The sequence below is a fragment of the Nosocomiicoccus massiliensis genome (assembly GCF_000438455.1).
Lineage (GTDB): Bacteria > Bacillota > Bacilli > Staphylococcales > Salinicoccaceae > Nosocomiicoccus > Nosocomiicoccus massiliensis.
Genome location: NZ_CAVG010000110.1, coordinates 1 through 2,410, shown reverse-complemented (window position 1 = coordinate 2,410; position 2,410 = coordinate 1). Strand labels below are relative to the sequence as shown.

Genomic DNA, 2,410 nt, shown 5'->3' with positions numbered 1-2,410 from the left:
AGTTACCTAAACAAGTTGATGATAAAGTGTTAGATGTTTCTAGTAATGCAATTAATAAAGCATTTAGAAGAGCATTAAAAAAGTGTGGCATAGAGGTAGATTGAAATGCCTACTCACTACGACACACTCACTGTAGTTATTTATTATCTAAAGGTTTACCAATTGAATATATCTCACACCGTTTAGGACATGCTAATATATCAATTACATTTGAGGTTTATTCACACTTACTATCTTCAGAAAAATCTAAACATGGAGATGAAGTTAGAAAACTTTTTTAATGTTTGGCTCGTGCCAATTTCGTGCCAAAATTAATTCGTTTAGATGATAACTGATGCAAACAAAACGTTGATAAATCAAGCTTTTACCTTTAGATGATAACAATAAAAACGGGCACGGAGAGATTCGAACCCTCGCGCCGGGATGAACCGACCTACACCCTTAGCAGGGGCGCCTCTTCAGCCACTTGAGTACGTGCCCAAAATAAAAATGGCTCCGCAGGTAAGATTCGAACTTACGACCGATCGGTTAACAGCCGATAGCTCTACCACTGAGCTACTGCGGAATATTTAATTAATCAACATGTTCTATTATAGCAACTCTGTAAAATATTTCAATGATATTTTATAAAAAAATATGAATTAAATAAAAAAAGCAACGCAGATTTTATTTTCTGCATTGCTTAAAAATTTATTAGTTTTGCGAACAACTTCGAAATGAAAATGTAATCGGGGGGCGATTTGTTCATTTCATGATTTTATAATAGCACCCATTTAAAAATAAAACAAGTCTAATTGAGAAAACAATTCGATTTTCTCAATTAGACGTTCATAATTTAGACATAATTAGAAAGTTATTGCTTATCTCCACATACCGACTTTCTTTCTTTTCGCTTCTTCTTCAGCTTGACGCATTTTATTTTCGTACGTTGTATTTGGCGGATATACGTACTTTACTTCTGCAAGCCCTTCTTTTACAAGCTGTTCGTTGACCATTATGTCATCCGCAAATACATATACTAAATATCTACCATAATTATCTGTTTGTGACTGATCAAACATAACATATATATGTTCTGCATTATTAAGTAAATCCTCTACTCTATGTAACGCTTCTTTTGCGAATGGCTCGTCTTTCTCACCAGATTTTCGTCCTATTTCAGGAGTATCAATTAGTAAATATCTAAAAGAATAACTTTCATCATTAAAGAAAAACCGAGTCGTATCTCCATCTATATGAAAATCAACTGTCACTTCGTATTTTACGAGACTTTCAGCATCATTTATATCTACACCAGTTTCGACAATTTTTGGATTCTCACTGACGAAATATAATACTATTAAAAACAGAAAGACAATCAGTAAACCAGGTAAACTTAATTTGCGAAACTTTTTAAAAGGATCTTTACCTGGTTTATATAGGTCGTTCACGTTAAATTTCTTGTTCATAAAACCATCCTTCATTTATGCTATTACAATTATACAAGAAATTATATAGAGATACATTTTATTTTTTAAAATTGATAAAAAGCTCTTGAAATTATTAATATCATTGTGTAGAATACTATCTAGACGTTAAAAATTCATATTAACGCGGGATGGAGCAGTTGGTAGCTCGTCGGGCTCATAACCCGGAGGTCAGTGGTTCAAATCCACTTCCCGCAATTTTTTAATGGGGTCCCGTGGTGTAGCGGTTAACATGCCTGCCTGTCACGCAGGAGATCGCGGGTTCGATTCCCGTCGGGACCGCCATTTATATTTTTAAGGTTCTGTAGCTCAGTTGGTAGAGCATCTGACTGAAGATCAGAGTGTCGGCGGTTCGATTCCGTCCAGAACCACCATGGCGATTGTGGCGAAGTGGTTAACGCACCGGATTGTGGCTCCGGCATTCGTGGGTTCGATTCCCATCAGTCGCCCTTCATTTGCGGGTGTAGTTTAGTGGTAAAACCTCAGACTTCCAATCTGATGTCGGGAGTTCGATTCTCCTCACCCGCTCCATTATTATTCCGCAGTAGCTCAGTGGTAGAGCTATCGGCTGTTAACCGATCGGTCGTAAGTTCGAATCTTACCTGCGGAGCTTTGGCCCCTTGGTCAAGCGGTTAAGACACCGCCCTTTCACGGCGGTAACACGGGTTCGAGTCCCGTAGGGGTCATATCAAAAGGTTGTTCATTCGAACAGCCTTTTATTTTTATAATTTAATAAGTTTGGGTAGGTGGCCGAGCGGCTGAAGGCGCACGCCTGGAACGCGTGTAAACGGCAACCCCGTTTCAAGGGTTCAAATCCCTTTCTACCCGTTAAATAGACGAGTACTGCTTTTATTACTCGTCTTTTTTTGTAGGTGTGTATGTAGTTTTTTATCTTCTTATTAACAAAAAGTCGAATTTTTTGATGAAATTTGTTAGATAAATTC

1 protein-coding gene, 10 tRNA genes and 1 pseudogene are annotated in these 2,410 nt (G+C 37.6%); 9 read left to right on the top strand and 3 right to left on the bottom strand.

Annotated features, from left to right (window positions below; translation table 11 throughout):
* Window positions 1-125: 125 nt before the first annotated feature.
* Window positions 126-281, top strand: a pseudogene (locus tag TJ68_RS08895) (site-specific integrase); the annotation flags it as partial.
* A gap of 109 nt (window positions 282-390) precedes the next feature.
* Here the strand turns inward: TJ68_RS08895 and TJ68_RS04955 are convergent.
* The 3 genes from TJ68_RS04955 to TJ68_RS04945 form a co-directional block, all read right to left on the bottom strand.
* Window positions 391-480 (bottom strand) — tRNA-Ser (locus TJ68_RS04955).
* A gap of 10 nt (window positions 481-490) precedes the next feature.
* Window positions 491-565, bottom strand: a tRNA-Asn gene (locus TJ68_RS04950).
* A 295-nt stretch (window positions 566-860) separates the two neighbouring features.
* A complete protein-coding gene (locus TJ68_RS04945; RefSeq protein ID WP_052327314.1) occupies window positions 861-1,448 on the bottom strand; it encodes a thermonuclease family protein in 588 nt (195 codons plus the stop codon).
* 143 nt (window positions 1,449-1,591) lie between these two features.
* On the opposite strand from TJ68_RS04945, the gene TJ68_RS04940 reads away from it, so the two are divergent.
* The 8 genes from TJ68_RS04940 (at window position 1,592) to TJ68_RS04905 (ending at window position 2,294) form a co-directional block, all read left to right on the top strand.
* A tRNA-Met gene (locus TJ68_RS04940) sits at window positions 1,592-1,664 on the top strand.
* 11 nt (window positions 1,665-1,675) lie between these two features.
* Window positions 1,676-1,751 (top strand) — tRNA-Asp (locus TJ68_RS04935).
* 13 nt (window positions 1,752-1,764) lie between these two features.
* A tRNA-Phe gene (locus tag TJ68_RS04930) sits at window positions 1,765-1,840 on the top strand.
* 2 nt (window positions 1,841-1,842) lie between these two features.
* Window positions 1,843-1,915 (top strand) — tRNA-His (locus TJ68_RS04925).
* Between the two features lie 8 nt (window positions 1,916-1,923).
* Window positions 1,924-1,997: transfer RNA gene (locus TJ68_RS04920), tRNA-Gly, on the top strand.
* 7 nt (window positions 1,998-2,004) lie between these two features.
* A tRNA-Asn gene (locus TJ68_RS04915) sits at window positions 2,005-2,076 on the top strand.
* A gap of 4 nt (window positions 2,077-2,080) precedes the next feature.
* Window positions 2,081-2,152, top strand: a tRNA-Glu gene (locus TJ68_RS04910).
* A gap of 54 nt (window positions 2,153-2,206) precedes the next feature.
* Window positions 2,207-2,294 (top strand) — tRNA-Ser (locus TJ68_RS04905).
* Window positions 2,295-2,410 lie beyond the last annotated feature (116 nt).

Excerpts from the sequence above, each read along its gene's own strand:
- TJ68_RS04945 (WP_052327314.1), bottom strand. The coding sequence starts at position 1,448 with ATGAACAAGAAATTTAACGTGAACGACCTATATAAACCAGGTAAAGAT.